Origin of the sequence: Serratia sp. PAMC26656 (genome assembly GCF_016469055.2) — a bacterium.
Classification (GTDB): domain Bacteria; phylum Pseudomonadota; class Gammaproteobacteria; order Enterobacterales; family Enterobacteriaceae; genus Serratia; species Serratia plymuthica.
On record NZ_CP150486.1, the window covers coordinates 4,375,098 to 4,390,987 of the forward strand.

Below are 15,890 nucleotides of genomic sequence, written 5' to 3' on the forward strand. Positions count from 1 at the left end.
CCTGTGAAAAATATTATAACCATGACACTCTGCCTGCTGGTTGGCAGCCCCGCATTTGCAGCCGACTCAACTCTGCGGGATAAAACCGTTATGAACATTTTCGAGCTTGGCATCAAAACGGGGAAAAGCCGGCAGTATGATGAAGTCGCCAGAAGCACTATTTCCTCTTCCCTTGAGGCTGAAAATGGCACCTTGGCCATGTACTCACTCAAACGCAAGGATGATCTCAATCAGGCGTACATGATTGAAATCTACGCCGGAAAGGAAGCCTATAAAAAACACGTAGATTCAGAGCAGTACAAGGCGTTTATTGAGCGTGCGCCTGAAATCATAGCTCAAAAAAGCAAAACAGATGTTACACCGCAATTTCTTGGCGATAAGCGAATAGTACAAAACGAGAGAACGATAAATAACCTGGTTATTGTCGATGTAAAACCCGAGCACCAACAGGCCTTCAAAAATATCGTCCTCGCGGAAATGTCTGACTCCCTGAAGCTTGAGGATGGCGTGCTGGCTATGTATGCCGCAACCGATGCGAAAAATGAAAATCGCTGGTACTTCTATGAAATTTACGCCAGCGAAGCTGATTATCAACGGCACAGGCAGACGCCCCACTTCCGGGGGTATATAGAGCAAACCTCAGAAATGACCGCCGGGAAGGAATCAATCCCTGTCGTGCCCGTTTTTCTCAGAAATAAAGGCGCCATGCAGTTTGATGATTAGCACCTGAGTTTCTGTCGATTGGATGATCAATGAGGTTTTGCAATGAAAGAGATTATTGCCGCTGCAGTGATGTCGCTTGTACTTGCAGATTTCGTGGATGCAGAAGAAAAAAGAGGTGAGGCTATGTTGAAAATTAATCCGTCGGGTCTTTCAGTTGCCGATATCCAATCCGTTTCTCCGGCACTGGCCCGCTTCGGTAGCGAAGCCATTACGGACGATCTCTGGAAACGTGATGAGCTTTCGCAACGTGACCGCAGCATCGTTACCCTGGCCATTCTGATTGCCAGGAACCAGCCCACCGAACTAAAGCACTATGTCGGGATTGCACTCGACAGTGGCGTCACGCCGGCCGAAGTATCGGAGATTATCACGCACCTTGCGTTCTATTCCGGATGGCCAAGTGCGATGTCGGCTATCGCAGTCACTAAAGGTGTTTTTCAGGAGCGTGGCGTCACTGCACAACAGTTAGCCGAGGCCTCTCCTGCACTTCTGCCGCTTAATCAGGATGCCGAACGGCAGCGTTCAGAAACGGTGGAAAAAAATGTCGCGCCAATTTCCCCCGGGCTGGTCAAATTCACCACCTCCCCTCTCTTTCTCGATCTTTGGCAGAGGCCGGCGCTTAAGCCCCGGGACAGGAGTCTTGTAACGGTAAGCGCGCTGATAGCATCGGGGCAGAGCGCGCAAATTGGTTACCACCTTAACCGGGCCATGGATAATGGATTGACCGCCGAAGAAGCGGGTGAAGTCGTGACTCATTGCGCTTTCTATGCCGGCTGGCCAAATGCCTTTTCAGCAGCCCCTGTGGTCGGTGAAGTGCTACGCACCCGATAAAGGATCGAGCGCCCTGGATTAGCGGTGCCAAAAGAACCTAACGAATGGTGCCAGAAACTGGCATCACGGCGTTATAGGCTGTCTCAGCAAGCAGAGAGACATCCAAATCGCGCTCATCTCCTCCTGTTTTTTAGAAGGATTTGCAACGTACCTCGACTAGAACCGCTCAAACCTTGGTGAAGCACATGAAACGTATTCAGTACGACAGTTATGGTGGCCCGGAGTTGATGCGGGTCGATGAGTTTGAGTTGCCCACGCCCGGTAGCGATGAAGTGGCCGTGCGAGTCAGGTTCGCGGCAATCAACCCAATCGACTGGAAGCTGCGCAACGGACTGATGAAGATCGTCACCGGCAGACGTTTTCCCCGCACAATGGGAATGGATTTTTCCGGTATCGTCACGTCCATTGGCCCAGGTGTCTCGCGCTTCCGGGTCGGCGACGCCGTCTTCGGTCTCGCTCGCTTCAAGGAAAGCGGTGCGCTTGGTCAGTCAGTGATCACGAAAGAAAACTTCCTGGCCAGGAAGCCCGAGAGTGTCTCCTTCGAGGATGCCGCCTGTCTGGGTACTCCGGGCGTTACGGCATGGAACGGGCTGATCGACAAGGCCAAGCTGCAAGCGGGTCAGCACGTCTTCATTAATGGCTGTGCCGGAGCGGTTGGCGAGGCATCTGCGCAGATCGCACGGCTTTTCGGTGCGGTCGTTTCCGGAAGTTGCAGCTCCCGAGACAGGGAGCGTGCCAAATCACTTGGCGTACAGACTGTCTACGACTATCGCGCAACGGATTTGTCGTCAATAACCACGCGCTTCGATGTGGTATACGACACTGCTGCGACAATGACCCTATCCGCCGGCGTGGCTATGCTACGCCGCGGGGGCGTGTTCCTTGATCTCAACCCCGACCTGGGCAAGTTCATTCGGGCTGTCTTCGATCGACGGCTGAAACCTGTCATTGGCTCACCGCGAGCCGACATCCTGGAAAAGATTGCCAGTGCCGCTAAAGAGGGCAAGTTCCAAATCGCGATTGGCGAAACCGTTGATCTGGGGGGCGCAATTCAACTGATCACCGAGCTTGAAAAGGGCCGCAAGCTCGGCGGTAAAGGCATTGTGGCGATGGAGTAAGCATGGCCAGAAGTCATCGATTATTCGACCTGATGCAAGTGCTCCGCCGACACCGAAGAACGGTGTCGGGCCAGGCACTTGCGCGTGAGTTGGGCGTGTCTCTGCGAACCCTCCGCCGCGACATTGCCACACTGCAAGACATGGGAGCCGACATCGACGGCGAGCCAGGCGTCGGCTACATCCTGCGGCCAGGGTTTCTGCTGCCGCCCATGTCTTTTACCGAAGAAGAAATCCTGGCGCTCGCGACCGGCGCCAAGTGGGTCAGTCGTCAGACCGACGCCAGGTTAGCCCTTGCGGTGACAAACGCGCTGGCCAAAATCAATGCAGTCCTTCCACCCGACATGCGTTCAGCCTTCGACGATGACACTATCTATGTAGGCCATTCTCTGAAAGGCTCGATACATCTTGATCTGAGCGAAGTCCGCCGAGCGCTTCGCGAGCAGCGTAAGCTGCGCATCAAGCTGTCTCTCGAACACGCACCGAAAGATGAGCAGGTAATATGGCCGATCATGCTCGGCTTTATTGAAGCCAAACGATTTATCGCAGCCTGGTGCGAGCTGGATGAACAGTTCCGGGTGATCGGCATGGACGATATCACTAGCGCGGAAGTTCTTACCGAACGCTACCTTCGGAGTCGCCGGCTGCTCGTTAAGGAGTGGCGCGCTCTCGAGATGCGGCCGTGCAACGGTCAGGGCGACATTTGCTGATTTTAGGTATATGCCATAAATGTCGAGCAGTCACCGATGCCTCCATGCTTCACCCGGCATCGCCTCACAATCACGCTTAATCATCTGTTTTAAAAATAAAATAGAAAAACCTGCCGTTATATTCTTAGCCGTCTCACGCAATAACCCCATATTACCCTTGCCGGATGTAAGGTTGCCAGCTAGTTTATTGGTTACAGTGAAGCGCTGATTTGTAAGCATCAGAGATGCCCGCAGCGTGTCGTCATAGCAGCACACCGAAGTAAGGACAATGCCATGGTGGTTTACAGCTTTTTCGTGAAAGGGGATCAAATTTTTGCTCTCAATACCTCATCACCTGATTTCGAGGCCAGGCAGAAACATTTTTTGGGCAAAGGGTACGCAAAACAGTTTGAAGAACTGGAAGCCCTGTCCCCGGAGGCCGCCGTTATCAGATTTAAAGACATCAAAGATGAGGAGCGCAAAACAGAACAGGCTTTTTCTACAGGCGCTGTATTTACCTCGCTGATAGATGTTTTGTTGAAAAAAGGCTGATTATTCACGCCAAAAAAAAATAGGCCACCGGCTCTACCATCAGAGTCAAATATAATACCGATAAAAACCGCAATTTCGCATGGCGGTTTTTATCTCTGCAGCACACCAGAATATCAAAACTAATGATATAGAAATAAACCTCACCGTCCGGCTCCCTGAAAAGCAGAAACCGGCCTTCCAGAACCTGGCTAACAGGAGAAACCTTAAAAACTAATATTAAACCCATAAGCCAAATAAGAAAGCCGCATTCAAACAATAAATAATTCATATATAACTCGTCATAATTCAAAACCAATCAGTCAAAAAACCATCACTATAAAAACAAAACACTAAAAAAGTATTATTAAATAGAATTTAAAACTAATTACTCATATATTTATATATATAATTCCAAAAACAGGATAAGACTGATATCCTTTATGAAAGTAAAGTACACTTCACGCCCTTAAGGCCAGCCTTATGAATTACATTAAGAAATATGTCATCGTTATTATTTCAATTCTGTTTATTTATACCAGCACTGTTCAGGCGAGCATATTTATGCAGGTTACAAAAAGAACCGGCAGCTTTGCTTTTGGAACATTCTATTATGAGCTCCTTGATTGGACCACCGACGATAACACTCCCAATCCGTGCTACAGAAACTCCAAATGCGAGATATTACTCACCAGCAATCACAACACTATTGGTATCCCCTCTGACACCGGTGGCTATTGGAGTGCAAATGGGAACTCCTGGGTTTCCAACTCGGCAACAATGGGAATTTTAGGTCAAAATTTCAAACAGTTTGTTGGCATACCGCGCTCTGGCAGTTTCACTTATAGCAATATACTCGGTGGCAGTAGTTGCGTGGGAATGTTTTATAGGACAGGGGGGATCCTGGGTACCAATATAACAAGATTACCAGGGTCTATATGTGCGATTCCACCGGAGGAAAAAAACGCCTGTGAAATAAAAACCCCTCAATTAACACTGGATCACGGTGTCTTAGCCCCCGAGCAGTTGAATAACAATACTGCCACCGGGTCGCTATTGCTTTCCTGTAATCAAACGACAAAAATCCAGCTCTATATCAGTGAAAACACGGGCGGAGTCATACTTCGTAGCGACGGGAGTTTATTTTCAAACCTCACGCTCAATGGCCAACCTGCAAGCAAAGGTATTGCCCTACAAGTCGGGCCAACCGGTACCACTGTACAAGTCAGTTCCGTATTGAGAGCAGTAGGAAACGTTGAGGCAGGCGTCTTTCAGGGTAGCGCAGTGGCACTGCTGTCACTCCCCTGATACCGTACGCAACGTATTTTTCATTATGCCCGCCTGCCGGGCTTCTGATTCATCCACCCAGCTCAGGATAGAAAGCATCATGACGCTGTTTTAAAGCCTGTGGCCCGGTTCTTACTTAATAAAATCAATAAAAACGCGCAGCGGTGAGGGGATAAACCGCAGCGATGATGCTCTAATTGATTATCTGGCCCAGGAAGGCATCGCTTATGCGCCATTTTTCCCGCTCGGCGGTTTTACGCCGCTCCAATCCTCGGCGTTATCGGATATCGCTTTGCGTCTCGTCTGACATTGCCCCCCACGCCGCGTTGCCAGGTTCGCCTTATTGATACGGCGGGTCTGGCTGTGGCGGTCTTTACAGCGCCCGTGTATACACTCGTGAAGCCTCGCCCCAGGGGTGATAGCCCAATCCGTTAAAGGCAAAACCCTGTTTTTCGTAGTAGCCCTCAAGATCGGTGCACAAATGCAGTTGCGGGAACCCCATCTTGCGTGCCTCCTCCGCCACATGATTAATCAGCAACGAACCGTAACCGCGCCCACGGTGCGCTTCTTCCACATACAGCGCACACAGCCAGGGGTACAACTCGCCGCGGCTGATAAAGTCATTGGTGATCAACCCTGCACAACCCAGGATATCCTGGTTATCCATCAGCAAATACCACTGCGGCAGCGGATTGGCTGCGCCAATGCAGCGGGTAATGGCATCTTCATACATCATCAGGGTGTCTGGCGAAGCCCATTGCTGCTGGAAATAGCGAATCGCTTGTTGCGCAAACTCAGGTGATTGACGCACCGAAATCATGTTCATATCCGTTCCTGTGATTATTTTTCCTGCTTGAACCAGTCTAAAATTATGCAGTAACAGAGGCCGGCTAGCACGGTCTTTATTATAGAAATCAGCCGGATGTGAAGCTAACATGGCGACACTGCCCAACGATTCGGCAGTGTTTTCCCAAACAGGAGTCGTTATGACGCAAAATATTTATGACAATCAGGCCTTCTTCGACGGTTATGCCCAGCTCAGTCGCTCGGTAAACGGGCTGGACGGCGCGCCGGAATGGCCGACTATCCGCAGCATATTGCCGGACCTGCACGGCAAGAAGGTGGTCGATCTCGGCTGCGGCTACGGTTGGTTCTGCCGCAGCGCACGCGAACAGGGCGCCGCGAGCGTACTTGGCATGGACCTCTCCGAGAAAATGCTGAACAAAGCGCGGGAAATGACGCAGGACGCCGGCATTGAATACCGCCAGCAAGATCTGGAGCAGCTTCAACTGCCGCCGGCATCCTGCGATCTGGCCTACAGTTCATTGACGCTGCACTACATCGAAGATCTGGCCCGGCTGTTCGCCACCGTTTATCAGGCGCTGGCGGCGGGTGGGCAGTTTATCTTCACCGCAGAGCACCCGATTTATACCGCGCCGCAACATCAGGGCTGGCTGGTCGATCAACACGGGCAAAAATCCTGGCCGGTCAACAGCTATCAACAGGAAGGGCGACGGATCTCCAACTGGCTGGCGGAAGGCGTCATCAAGCAGCACCGCATGCTCGGCAGCTATATCAACCTGCTGGTGCAACAGGGATTCATCATCACCTATTTGAATGAATGGGGCCCTTCGACGCAGCAAATCGCGGAAAATCCGGCGTTGGATGAAGAAAAAGAACGCCCGATGATCTTTATCCTGGCCGCCCATAAACCCGCCTGATTATTTTCTCTCGCCGTAAACCCTTAACACAGCCATTCTTGGGGAGGCCGCCTCCCCCCAACGTTTTATTCCGCCCCTGGCGGCTGCACCTTCTTGCGTAGAGCCCGCCAACAGCCGACTATACTTAAGCTTTACCCCTTTGAACCGGAGAGAAAACAATGGCATTTACTGTCGGCGATTTTGTACAGCGCACTACCGGCGGCCCAAAGATGATCGTGGTGGCCATTGATGGTGACACACTGGTCTGCAGTTGGAACGAACTGGGCACCGAGCAGCGTGCGGAAGTCCAGGCCAGCGATGTGGCGCTCTATCATGAAGACGGCGATTTCGGCGTATGCTGAACGGTCGGGGCGCAGCGGCACCCCGCTAAGCTTTCAGGCGCGAATGTCCTGATAGTCCGGCGTGGTGTCGAATTCGTGTTTGGCGAACGGGCACAGCGGAATGATTTTACGGTTTTCCGCACGCATTTTCGCCACCACCCGCGCCACCAGCTTTTTACCCACCCCCTGACCTTTCAACACCTCATCTACCCAGGTGTGATCGATAATGGTTAATTTATCCCCGCTCGGCACAAAAGATATCTCAGCGATCGTTTTACCCTGCCGATCGTTTATATAGAAACGTTTCTCATCTTCCAGAATGTTAAGTTCCACAGCCTTTCTCCTGATATTTAAATGCGTAATGGCCTGCTGTCACTAGAAATAACCTAGGGTTAGTCTAGTCTTTAATCAGTAACACAACATAATTCTGTAGTGGCTAAGGAGTTCAAAATGGGTGACGGCTCAAAAGACGGTGTTATTTTGCTATCCCGAATATTGTTGATGGTCCTGTTTATCATTTTTGGTTGGATGAAACTGACCAGCTTTGGCGCAACGGTGAGCGCAATGGAGGGTTACGGTACCCCAATGCCGTATTTGGCGGCGATTATCGCCGTGGTGGTTGAGTTTGTTTTCGGCATCGCACTTATTCTCGGCATATTTACCCGCCCTATCGCGGTTATTTTCGCCGTCTATGTGCTCGGCACCGCTTTTATCGGCCATCCATTCTGGAAAATGACCGGGATGGAAATGATGGGCAATGAAATAAACTTCTTCAAAAACATCAGTATTATCGGCGGGCTGCTGCTGCTGGCAGTTACCGGCGCCGGGCGTTATTCGCTGGACTATAAATTCTTTAATAAATAATTCTCCTCTGACAACGGCCGGTGGTGACGCTACCGGCCGTTTTCCTGACGCTCCCCTCTTCAACATGCCATGCTGCGCAAGAGATGCCCCCCGGTAAACATGCGAGAATTATCTGCAATCGTCGTCAACGAGTGAGGTTCTGTGCAGTTTTCGTTATACTGCAAACCATTATTGAGTGCCGCAAAGGAAGAGACCATGAGAATGCGCGAGCTGGAAATCCAGTTTCAAAATGCAATGAGTGAGTTGCAGGCCAGCTTCGAAAAGCAGCACCGTGAATGGCAGCAAAGCTATCAGGCTCTGCAACAGTTATTGGAAGAGTCCAAACAACGCGAAGCAGCGCTACATATGCAAAATGCTCAGTTGGTGCGCAAACTGAGCACCGCCAACTCGGTGCCGGAACAGCACGCGCTGGTGAAGCAAATCAAAATGCTGGGCGCACATCTGGATGCGTTGGCCAAAGACGCCGCCACCTTCAACCATCACCTGCGCAATCAACAGCGGGCAGCCGATAACTTCAGCGGCGAACAGCGTTGACCCCGGGCGCTGCAGCACAGCGCCTCCTGCCAAATACTGGCGCTCTGAGAGTGTAATAAATCATAAATGACCTGGATCATCATCGCAGCCCTGATCGTTGTATTTATTATTGGTTACCGCATTCTGACTTCAGACACCCGCAAAGCTATCGACTCGCTGGCCCACCTGCTGAAAGTTAAACCGATGCTGATTGAATCGATGATTCAGGAAATGGGCAGCCGCAACAGCCAGACTTTTATCCGTATGCTGAACAACGGTTACACCGAGGAGATGCACCAGGCGGCTTATCTGCTGTTTATCTATCTGACCTTTATCAAGCAGGCGAGCGACGAGCAAATCGCCCTGTGGCGTGAAACGCTGCTGCGCGCCGGGCTGTCGCCGGAACTGCATGCCGAGCACACCGAGGCCGCGCTGTTTTACTTTGCCGATCTGGATATTGACGCGTTCGAACTGGCGCAGTTTCGCCGCGCCTACAATGAGCGCTTTAACCGCGAGGCGATCGCCAACGGGTGAGATACTCCCCCGCAGGCGGGGGATAATAGATTACAGGAACATGCTGTAGAGATAGCGCGAAAGCGCATCACGCGAGCTAAAGCCGTGTGGAATGCCATAACGCGTACTCGGGGCATCGCTGCTTAAATCCAGGGGGAATTCAAGGTACTGCTCGCTGGTGCGAATCGGCGAGGTCGGCGTGGCGAAATGCACGCTTTTCTCTTTCAGCGCAGGGTGGATCACCAGCGCAGTTCTGCCCATACGCGCTTCGCGATTCACATACACGTAGTGCTCACCCTTGCGGTAACCATAGGCTTGATCGGTGATATAATCACGTTCAAAGCCGGTATTCTCCAACACTCTAGCCACTTCATCCGGCCGTAAATACATCGATTTCTCCTCTCGTTCTGGACCGCTGAGCGACCTTACCGCAATCATGAGATGAAACAATAAATTTCTCGGTATGCATGTGGGTTTAGGAATAATCCTTAACTAGGTATTTGATCGGTTCTGCAACAACAACCGCAGCGTCAGCAAGGCGCCCAGAAATACCATCAAGGCTGCTGCCAGGTAGATCGATGGCACGCCCATCCGGCTCATCAGCAAACCGGCCAGCGGCCCGGTGATCCCCAGCGCCAAATCGAGAAACGCCGAGTAGGTACCCAGCGCGGTGCCCTGATTCTGCTGCGGCACCTGCTTCACCGCCTCCACCCCCAGCGCCGGAAACACCAGCGAGAAACCGGCACCGGCCAGCAACGCCCCGGCCTGCACCATCAGCGGATCATTGGCCAGCCAAATGAGCAACAGCCCCGCAATCTCAATCAGAAATGACGCCAGCGTGACCTTCAAGCCACCGTGACGGTTAATGGTGTGGCTGAAGATCAGGCGGATGCCGACAAAGGCGCAGCTGAACAGCGTCAGCGAGAACGCCGCCCCGCTCCAGCCCTTATCAGCATAGTAGAGGGTAATAAAAGTGGCGATCACGCCAAAGCCCACGGTGCCCAGCGCCAACCCCAGGCCATAGGTCCAGATGCGGCCAAGCACCGCACTGAAGGCAAGACGCTTGCCGGCGGAGATCGACACGTTCGGTTTACCGCCCGCCAGCCACAGCGAAACCGCCACCGCCAACACGATCAGCGCCGCTACCCCGGTCAGCCCCCAAAGCTGATTGAGATAAACGCCGAGCGGCGCGCCGGCTGCCATCGCGCCGTAGGTGGCCACACCATTCCACGAAATCACCCGGGCGGTATGCATCGGCCCCACCCGACCTATGCCCCACAGCGTGGAACCAGTGCTGGCGAAACTTTCGCCGACACCGAGAAACACCCGGCCGACGCACAGCAGGATCAGACTCAGCAGCGGCAGGCCGTCGCACCAAAAAGCGATGGCATAAAACACCCCGCTCACGCCGCAACAGGCCAGCCCGAACAACACCACCTTTTTCGGCCCGAGTTGATCGGCATAGCGCCCGGCATGCGGCCGGCTGAAAAGCGTTGCGAAGTACTGCGCACTGATGATTAACCCGGCCAGCACCGAGTTATACCCGAGATGGTTATGCACAAATCCCGGCAATACCGCCAGCGGCAAACCGATGGTCAGGTAGCAGACGAAGGTAAACATCACCACGGACAAGATCCGCCGGTTAAGCTGGAAGGTGTTTTCTTTGGCGCTGACTGCGGTCATCGAGGGCGGCTCGCATCAATACGGGGTAAGCAACAGCGTTCAGCATACCCCGGCGCGATCCGATCATAAATATGAGAGTTATAACGAATTATTATTTAACTAACCTTTTGCTGCCTGCGCCATTCGCTCGGGCTGACGCCCTGGATACGCAGAAACTCACGGTTAAAATTCGATTTGGTGGTAAACCCGGCCCTTTGCATGATATCCGTCACCGGATCGTCACCGGCCAGCAGCCACTGCGCTGCCTGGCGAATACGCAGTTGGTTCACATACTGCGACACATTCATCCCCGTATGCCGGTTGATGGCCTGGGAAACGCGCCGCGCCGGCAAGCCTGCCTTGCGCGCCAGTCGGGCCAGATTCAGCTCAGGCTCCAGATAAAGATCATCCTGCCGCAGCCGGTGTTGCACCAGACCGAACCACTCCGCCAGCCGCTCTTCGTCTTCCGCGACGCTGTCAGGCGGCTCCGGCACTCTTTCTGTCGGGGTTTCCGAAGGCCGACTGCGGGACAGCACCAGACAAATGCTCAACGCCACCAGCAGGTTGTCGAAGGTCGCCAGCATGGCGGCATGTCGTCCCTCGAAATAAGCGAAATCGAGCACAATCACCCCTTCGGCCGCCGCTATCGCCACCAGCAATATCCCCAACCCGCGCCACAGCCGGTAGCTGAGCCAGCTTTCCGCCAGCGGCACCTGTTGCAACGCATTTTCGCCGCGTCGCAGCGCGTACAACAGGGCAGCGCCGTAGCCGAGATCGGTGACGACGATCAGTATATCCAGCCAGAACGGAGCCAAGACGCTTGCCAGCATCGTCAGGCATAACGGCGTCAGGTGCCACAACTCACGCCACCTCAGCCTGCCCTGAGTGCTGACAAGAAATGCCAGATAGGTCAGCGGCGGTATCGCCACCGCACCGAAAGGTTGCAACCCGTTGAACTGCGTCAGTCCATAGCCGTAACGCAGGCCTACCAGCAAGCTCTGCCAGGCGCATAACAACAACAACAGCTGAAACACCCAGCGCCGCGCCTGCGGCCGGCCAAGGCGGTACAGCAGCCCCAGACACAGCAGGCCAAACAGAAAAGTGACAGGAATAAGCGGCATCGGCGACATCTTGTTGTCTTCATTCGGGATCTGCAGTGTAGGACCTTAAACCTGTTAAAACAATTATTTAACGACCCGGATCGCGATCGAGGTCGCCGGATTAAGCGGCAAATGCCAGCCTTCAGCGTATTGACATACATCTTGAGGAGTAAAAATGAAAAGAGCGTTGTTCCTGTGGTTACTGCTGTGTGGAATGGCTAACGCCGCCGCTTACCGGATCGCCACCCACGATGAGGTATTTCAGACCGGTACACGCCAGTTAGCGAGCCGTATTTATTACCCGACCTCAGCCACCGGCACACCACAGTGGGTCGGGGAAAATCCGGTGTTTACCGGTATCGAAAGCCAGCCGGATGCACCGGTGGCAAAGGGGCGCTTCCCGTTGATCGTGATCAGCCACGGCAGCGGCGGCAATAATGCGAGCCAGGCGTGGCTGGCGGCAGCGCTGGTTCAGCAGGGTGCCGTGGTAGTAGCGGCCAATCATCCAGGCAGCACCACCGGCAACTCAATTCCTGCGCTTTCCGCCCAACTGTGGCTACAGACCGGCGATATTTCCGCATTAATTGATGCCATGACCCACGATCCCCGCTGGCGCCAGTCAATCAATCGTCAGGCGATCGGCGTTATCGGCCACTCCAAAGGCGGCTACAGCGCCATTGCCGCCCTCGGCGGCAGGATCAGGCTGGCCGACTTTATCGCCGGTTGTCGGCAACGCCCTCAGTCACCTGACTGCCAGTTTTATACTCAGGCAAAGGTGGAACTGGCCCAACTCCCCGCCGGGCAGTTTGACGCCGACTACAGGGACCCGCGCATCCGCTTTGCCGTCGCCCTCGATCCCGGTATGGCCCCCTATCTGCTGCCAGCCAGCCTGCATCGGCTCGGCGCGCCGCTGCTGATCGTCGAGCCGCAACGCTATTTGCCAGGCAACCGGCAACAAAGCCTTGGCGGCGCGGCTCTGGCCACGTACGCCGGGCGGCAGCCGATCCACGCGCTCAAGCTAACCGGCGGCAATCATTTTGATTTCCTGCCACTTTGCCGCCCCAACGGGCGACAAATTCTGGAGGAAGAAGGCGACGGTGAAATGCTGTGCGCCGCTTCCGGCGAACAGCGCGAAGCGGTACACCGGCAAACGTTGGCGGCTATCCTGGCGTTTATCCGCCCGTGGCTACCCGCTCACGCAGGAAATCAATAAACGCCCGCACCTTTTCCGGTACGTGGCGAGTATTTGGGTACAACGCATAAATGCTCTGCGCGGGAAACTGGTGGTCCGCCAACAGCGCGCACAGCTTGCCTTCGGCGATGGCCGGTCGTACCAGCCATTCGGGCAACAGCGCCACCCCGGCGCCATGCAGGGCAAACGCCAGCAGCGCGGCGGCGCTGTCGCCCATCAGCGTGGCGGCGTCTTCAACCTTGAACAGCACCGCCTGCCGTTGCGGGGTGATCACCTGCCAGCTCAGCGGCGAACTGAGGCGGCTGTGGGCGATCCACTGCGCCTGCGCCAGTTGCGTCAACGAGCCGACCGGGTGGCGGGCCAGATAATCCGGCGCCGCGACCGGCAAAATGGCAAAGCTGTCGATTAGCGCAGCACGGTGGCTGGAGTCCGCCAGTTGCCCCAGCCGAATAGCCACGTCGAACCGTTCCGAAATCAAGTCGGCATGGTAAGAGGAAGAAACGTGCTGAATGCGCAAACGCGGATGCAACCGTGAAAATGCCGCCAGCGCCGGCACCACCACCTGAGCGCCGTATTCCGGTGTGGTGGTGATGCGCAATACGCCGCTCAATCCGTGGTGATCGCGGCGCACATCGTCCAGCACGTTTTCCGCATCCTGCAACAGCCGCAAACAACGCTGATAAAATCGCTCGCCGGCATCGGTCAGCGCCAGCCGCCGGGTGCTGCGCACCAACAGCGACACGCCCAGTTCGCTCTCCAGCTGTTTGACATTGAAACTCACCACCGCCTTGGTTTGCCCGAGCGTCACCGCCGCAGCGGTGAAACTCCCGGCGTCCACCACCGCCACGAAAATAGCCAACCGTTGCAGGTTAAGCATGCTGCCGCCCTTTATTGTCAAAATATTTTTGACAGTGTAATCGTCCTCAGACGATTTATCCGCACTTTCGCTACCGCTACACTGCCAGCCTTCAACCGGAGGCTCCATGCCCTATCGCATCAAAGTCGCAATCGTCTATCTGCTCGGATTTTTCGTCGATCTGATCAACATGTTTATCGCCAACGTCGCCTATCCGTCCATCGGCCATGCGCTGCATGCCTCGGTCGGCGAACTGGCCTGGGTCAGCAACGGCTATATTCTCGGCCTGACGCTGGTGATCCCGCTCAGCGCCTGGCTGGCGCAGCGCATTGGCGGGCGGCGGGTCTTTTTGCTGTCGCTGACGCTGTTTATGCTGGCGACCGCAGCGGCGGGCTATGCCGGCTCCATCGGCGAGTTGATTGGCTGGCGGGTCGTACAGGGTATGGGCGGCGGGCTGCTGATCCCCATCGGCCAGACGCTGACTTATCAGCTGTATCGCAGCCATGAACGCGCCGGGCTTTCCGCCGCCATTATGCTGGTCGGCCTGCTGGCTCCCGCGCTGTCACCGACGCTGGGCGGGTTGATTGTCGACAGGCTCGACTGGCGCTGGGTATTTTTCGCCAACCTGCCGCTGGCGGCCCTGGCGCTGCTGCTGGCCTCACTTTGGCTGCGCGCCCAAGCCCCAGATCCGCAGCGTAAACCGCTCGACGTCCAGGGGTTGATCAGCGCCTGCGCCGCCCTGACGCTGATCCTGCTTGGCCTGACTCGATTAGGTGAGGCCGACAACCTGTTGCAGGGCTTGCTGTTACTGGCCGGCGGCGCGCTGGTGCTGGCTCATTACCTGCGGCGCAGCCTGCACATCGCCCAGCCGCTGTTAAATCTGCGGCTGGTACAGGAGCCGCTTCTGCGCACCTCGATGATGATTTATCAGTGCATTCCCGGCCTGTTTATCGGCGTTAGCCTGATCGCCATGCTGTATTTGCAAAATCAGCTGGGCATGCGCGCCGCGCAGGTCGGCGGCCTGATGCTGCCCTGGTCGCTGGCCTCATTCCTCGCCATCACGTTGACCGGCAGGAAATTCAACCGCTTTGGCCCACGGCCGCTATTTATTGCCGGTTGCCTGTTGCAGGGGCTGGGTATTCTGGCGCTGTCGCAAATTGCTCACGCCGGGGATCATGGATGGCAAATCAGCGCCTTTGCCTTGATGGGCTTTGGCGGCAGCCTGTGCAGCAGCACCGCACAAAGCAGCGCGTTCCTGCATATCGCCGATGAGCAGCTGGCCGACGCCAGCGCGCTGTGGAATATCAATCGCCAACTCAGTTTTTGCCTGGGGGTCGCGCTGCTCAGCCTGTTGTTCAATCTGCTGCTTGAACATGTTCCGCCAATTGTCGCTTATCGAAGCTGTTTTTACCTTGCCGCCGCCAGCACGCTGATCCCGCTGCTGCTGTGTCTGCGCATCGCTAACCGCGCCATCGTGCGCCGTCTCAACGCTCAACAGGAAATCTCATGAACCGATATTTTACCGAAGTGATCGACGCTCACGTCGCTATTGAAAACTGGCTGGAAAAAGGAGCGGGAGATGAGCAGGCGCTGCTGGCGCGCTTTGATCCGGCCTTTAGCATGATTGCGCTGAATGGTGGCAGGTTGGATTTCGCCGCATTGTGCGCGTTTTTCCGCGCGCATCGCGCTGCCAAACCGGGCCTGGAAATCACAATAGAAGAGATGGCGCTAGTGGCCGAATGGCCGACGGGGGCGGTAGTCAGTTATCGCGAAAGGCAAACGCTGCCCGGACAGGCAACCACGCTGCGTAACTCAACGGTCGTATTTGAACAGACCCAAACTGGTCTGGGCTGGCGGCATCTGCATGAGACCCCCCTCGCACAATAATCACAGGAAGCCGTCGGCCAGGAACAGTTCCCAGGCGACGATCAGCCCGCACAGGGTGACGGCGCTGAAAATCACTTCAAACAGATAGC

22 protein-coding genes and 1 pseudogene are annotated in these 15,890 nt (G+C 55.0%); 15 read left to right on the top strand and 8 right to left on the bottom strand.

Translation table 11 applies throughout. The features are described from left to right. The first annotated feature begins 3 nt into the window (after positions 1-3). The 4 genes from JEM67_RS21625 to JEM67_RS21640 all read left to right on the top strand — a co-directional run bounded on the left by JEM67_RS21625 (position 4) and on the right by JEM67_RS21640 (position 3,379). Positions 4-723 (top strand): putative quinol monooxygenase, encoded by a 720-nt coding sequence (locus tag JEM67_RS21625; RefSeq protein WP_199636796.1) that lies wholly within the window; start codon positions 4-6, stop codon positions 721-723. 42 nt (positions 724-765) lie between these two features. Continuing rightward, positions 766-1,554, top strand: a complete 789-nt coding sequence (locus JEM67_RS21630) for a carboxymuconolactone decarboxylase family protein (protein WP_199636792.1) — start codon at positions 766-768, stop codon at positions 1,552-1,554. Between the two features lie 185 nt (positions 1,555-1,739). After that, positions 1,740-2,672 (top strand): NAD(P)-dependent alcohol dehydrogenase, encoded by a 933-nt coding sequence (locus JEM67_RS21635; RefSeq protein ID WP_199636786.1) that lies wholly within the window; start codon positions 1,740-1,742, stop codon positions 2,670-2,672. Between the two features lie 2 nt (positions 2,673-2,674). Then, positions 2,675-3,379 carry a helix-turn-helix transcriptional regulator gene (locus JEM67_RS21640; RefSeq protein ID WP_199636781.1) on the top strand — a complete coding sequence of 235 codons (705 nt, stop codon included), beginning with the start codon at positions 2,675-2,677 and terminating at the stop codon, positions 3,377-3,379. 30 nt (positions 3,380-3,409) lie between these two features. Here the strand turns inward: JEM67_RS21640 and JEM67_RS21645 are convergent, their stop codons facing one another. After that, the gene (locus JEM67_RS21645; protein WP_199636775.1) at positions 3,410-3,598 is read right to left on the bottom strand and encodes a hypothetical protein; all 189 of its coding nucleotides are present in this window, start codon (positions 3,596-3,598) and stop codon (positions 3,410-3,412) included. 54 nt (positions 3,599-3,652) lie between these two features. On the opposite strand from JEM67_RS21645, the gene JEM67_RS21650 reads away from it, so the two are divergent. Next, a complete protein-coding gene (locus JEM67_RS21650) occupies positions 3,653-3,910 on the top strand; it encodes a hypothetical protein (RefSeq protein ID WP_013814203.1) in 258 nt (85 codons plus the stop codon). 4 nt (positions 3,911-3,914) lie between these two features. On the opposite strand, the gene JEM67_RS21655 is transcribed toward JEM67_RS21650, so the two are convergent. Beyond that, a complete protein-coding gene (locus tag JEM67_RS21655; protein ID WP_199636770.1) occupies positions 3,915-4,178 on the bottom strand; it encodes a hypothetical protein in 264 nt (87 codons plus the stop codon). 191 nt (positions 4,179-4,369) lie between these two features. Here JEM67_RS21655 and JEM67_RS21660 point away from each other — a divergent pair, with 191 nt between their 5' ends. After that, entirely contained in the window at positions 4,370-5,194 is an 825-nt protein-coding gene (locus tag JEM67_RS21660) for an exotoxin (protein WP_199636764.1), read from the top strand. A gap of 154 nt (positions 5,195-5,348) precedes the next feature. Beyond that, positions 5,349-5,474 (top strand): annotated as a pseudogene (locus JEM67_RS21665) (oxidoreductase); the annotation flags it as partial. 72 nt (positions 5,475-5,546) lie between these two features. Here JEM67_RS21665 and JEM67_RS21670 read toward each other — a convergent pair. Beyond that, positions 5,547-5,999, bottom strand: coding sequence for a GNAT family N-acetyltransferase (locus JEM67_RS21670; RefSeq protein WP_199636760.1), 453 nt, complete (start codon positions 5,997-5,999; stop codon positions 5,547-5,549). Between the two features lie 160 nt (positions 6,000-6,159). Between JEM67_RS21670 and JEM67_RS21675 the strand changes: the two genes are divergently transcribed. Together JEM67_RS21675 and JEM67_RS21680 are read left to right on the top strand one after the other, a co-directional pair. Beyond that, positions 6,160-6,894 carry a class I SAM-dependent methyltransferase gene (locus JEM67_RS21675; RefSeq protein ID WP_199636755.1) on the top strand — a complete coding sequence of 245 codons (735 nt, stop codon included), beginning with the start codon at positions 6,160-6,162 and terminating at the stop codon, positions 6,892-6,894. A gap of 158 nt (positions 6,895-7,052) precedes the next feature. Continuing rightward, on the top strand, positions 7,053-7,235 hold the full coding sequence (locus tag JEM67_RS21680; protein WP_006327415.1) for a hypothetical protein: 183 nt from the start codon (positions 7,053-7,055) through the stop codon (positions 7,233-7,235). A gap of 33 nt (positions 7,236-7,268) precedes the next feature. On the opposite strand, the gene JEM67_RS21685 is transcribed toward JEM67_RS21680, so the two are convergent. Beyond that, the gene (locus JEM67_RS21685) at positions 7,269-7,547 is read right to left on the bottom strand and encodes a GNAT family N-acetyltransferase (protein WP_199636750.1); all 279 of its coding nucleotides are present in this window, start codon (positions 7,545-7,547) and stop codon (positions 7,269-7,271) included. Positions 7,548-7,664: 117 nt separating this feature from the next. Between JEM67_RS21685 and JEM67_RS21690 the strand changes: the two genes are divergently transcribed. The 3 genes from JEM67_RS21690 (at position 7,665) to JEM67_RS21700 (ending at position 9,125) form a co-directional block, all read left to right on the top strand. After that, positions 7,665-8,078: a DoxX family protein gene (locus JEM67_RS21690; RefSeq protein ID WP_004953687.1), complete on the top strand. Its 414-nt coding sequence runs from the start codon at positions 7,665-7,667 to the stop codon at positions 8,076-8,078. A 195-nt stretch (positions 8,079-8,273) separates the two neighbouring features. Continuing rightward, the gene (locus JEM67_RS21695) at positions 8,274-8,612 is read left to right on the top strand and encodes an MbeD/MobD family mobilization/exclusion protein (RefSeq protein ID WP_013814209.1); all 339 of its coding nucleotides are present in this window, start codon (positions 8,274-8,276) and stop codon (positions 8,610-8,612) included. A 66-nt stretch (positions 8,613-8,678) separates the two neighbouring features. Next, a complete protein-coding gene (locus tag JEM67_RS21700) occupies positions 8,679-9,125 on the top strand; it encodes a DUF1198 family protein (protein ID WP_004953697.1) in 447 nt (148 codons plus the stop codon). Positions 9,126-9,155: 30 nt separating this feature from the next. Here JEM67_RS21700 and JEM67_RS21705 read toward each other — a convergent pair whose 3' ends face one another. The 3 genes from JEM67_RS21705 to JEM67_RS21715 all read right to left on the bottom strand — a co-directional run bounded on the left by JEM67_RS21705 (position 9,156) and on the right by JEM67_RS21715 (position 11,896). Beyond that, on the bottom strand, positions 9,156-9,494 hold the full coding sequence (locus JEM67_RS21705) for a DUF2002 family protein (protein WP_013814210.1): 339 nt from the start codon (positions 9,492-9,494) through the stop codon (positions 9,156-9,158). A 102-nt stretch (positions 9,495-9,596) separates the two neighbouring features. After that, positions 9,597-10,787 carry an MFS transporter gene (locus tag JEM67_RS21710; RefSeq protein WP_199636745.1) on the bottom strand — a complete coding sequence of 397 codons (1,191 nt, stop codon included), beginning with the start codon at positions 10,785-10,787 and terminating at the stop codon, positions 9,597-9,599. Positions 10,788-10,882: 95 nt separating this feature from the next. After that, positions 10,883-11,896: a helix-turn-helix domain-containing protein gene (locus tag JEM67_RS21715; protein WP_199636741.1), complete on the bottom strand. Its 1,014-nt coding sequence runs from the start codon at positions 11,894-11,896 to the stop codon at positions 10,883-10,885. 145 nt (positions 11,897-12,041) lie between these two features. Between JEM67_RS21715 and JEM67_RS21720 the strand changes: the two genes are divergently transcribed. After that, entirely contained in the window at positions 12,042-13,079 is a 1,038-nt protein-coding gene (locus tag JEM67_RS21720) for an alpha/beta hydrolase family protein (protein WP_199636736.1), read from the top strand. Here JEM67_RS21720 and JEM67_RS21725 read toward each other — a convergent pair. Continuing rightward, positions 13,039-13,935, bottom strand: coding sequence for a LysR family transcriptional regulator (locus JEM67_RS21725; RefSeq protein ID WP_004953712.1), 897 nt, complete (start codon positions 13,933-13,935; stop codon positions 13,039-13,041). The two genes, JEM67_RS21720 and JEM67_RS21725, sit on opposite strands and share 41 nt — an antisense overlap. 106 nt (positions 13,936-14,041) lie before the next feature. Here JEM67_RS21725 and JEM67_RS21730 point away from each other — a divergent pair, with 106 nt between their 5' ends. Together JEM67_RS21730 and JEM67_RS21735 are read left to right on the top strand one after the other, a co-directional pair. After that, positions 14,042-15,424, top strand: coding sequence for an MFS transporter (locus JEM67_RS21730; protein WP_199636730.1), 1,383 nt, complete (start codon positions 14,042-14,044; stop codon positions 15,422-15,424). Beyond that, the gene (locus JEM67_RS21735; protein WP_199636724.1) at positions 15,421-15,801 is read left to right on the top strand and encodes a DUF4440 domain-containing protein; all 381 of its coding nucleotides are present in this window, start codon (positions 15,421-15,423) and stop codon (positions 15,799-15,801) included. The genes JEM67_RS21730 and JEM67_RS21735 overlap by 4 nt, the downstream gene beginning before the upstream one ends. Positions 15,802-15,890 lie beyond the last annotated feature (89 nt).